The sequence below is a fragment of the Paenibacillus lentus genome, assembly GCF_042714055.1.
Lineage (GTDB): Bacteria > Bacillota > Bacilli > Paenibacillales > Paenibacillaceae > Fontibacillus > Fontibacillus lentus_A.
In genome coordinates, this window is record NZ_JBHGVC010000037.1 from 1 (window position 1) to 1,203 (window position 1,203).

General features: G+C 36.8%; 2 protein-coding genes. One reads left to right on the forward strand and one right to left on the reverse strand.

The features are described from left to right. Positions 1-825 (reverse strand): MFS transporter (locus ACE3MQ_RS27270; RefSeq protein WP_379398778.1); only part of this gene is annotated, 825 nt, incomplete at its 3' end. Between the two features lie 231 nt (positions 826-1,056). On the opposite strand from ACE3MQ_RS27270, the gene ACE3MQ_RS27275 reads away from it, so the two are divergent. Continuing rightward, a partial coding sequence (locus tag ACE3MQ_RS27275; protein ID WP_379398780.1) for a MerR family DNA-binding transcriptional regulator occupies positions 1,057-1,203 on the forward strand: 147 nt, incomplete at its 3' end.

A 1,203-nucleotide genomic window follows, 5' to 3' on the forward strand; every position in this document is an offset into this window, starting at 1 on the left:
GGCTAATTTGCCTGCAAAAGGTGCAAATAACATCCCAATAATCCCAACCATACGAACATATAAGATTCCGTCTTCATTCAGGGAAAATTTCTCCGTTAAGTAATCTCCGAGCACCGTATAAAAGGCAACAAATGAAAGTAATAACGTGATCGCAATGCTGTACGCTTGAATCAAACTTTTATCGGTCAGTAGCGTTTGAAACTGTTGAAACATGGTCTGCAATTTGCGATTTGCTTGTTGTATGTCAGTCTTGGGAAGTAGTAATAGAACTATTACAGCAGTAAATAAATAAATCGAACCAGAATAATAAAAAACGCCTTGCCAACCAAACTGTTGACTGATATAACTACTGAATATTTGCCCTGCTATAGCAGAAATTAAGAAGCTGGAGCTAATAAATCCAATCGTGGTCACTCTTTTTTGAACCGGAAACTTATCTACTACATAAGCAATGGCAACTGGTGCAAAACTGGCTGCGGCGAATCCTTGAATAGAACGTAATGCAATCACCCATGATAAGTTGCTAAAAATAGGAACTGCAAATGTACTAATAGTCAATATCAATAGTCCTGTGAACATGACTTGTTTTCGTCCAAAGCGATCAGATAATGGGCCAGAGAATAAAGAACCGACAGCATAACATAACGAGAACGCACTTCCCGCCCACGCAACATGAGCAATACTTGCATGAAAAACTTCACTGAATATAGACATTAAAGGAATGGTTAAATAATTACTTGCAACCACCACTAAACCGCACCAGAACAAAATAATAGTTAGTACATTGTAATTATGATGTAAAGATGTATTTTCTTTCCTCCGCATTACACCCCTCCTTTGTAATTAATTCACACATGACGGAACTTATCGATGTAGATTGTAGTTTAATTACAAAATTAAGTCAATAGGCAATTTGTAGATTAGCTTCTTTTATTGTAGAATAATTACAAGAATCAGCGTAAAAAGGCCTTCTAAAAGAGAAGCGGTATCTCACCGACAACATAGAAAAAATGAAATAGATATCGAAGATTTCTGAACAAGATAGGAGGGTGCTCTATGAATGAAAAGGATCAAAATTTAAATGCGCTGTTGGACTTTGATTTGTTGAAAAAGCTGGTGGTTGGAATCGGTGAGGTATCCAAAATCACAGGGATTCCGACTCGTAAAATTCGTTATTGGGAAGAAAAAGGAGCCATTCAATCT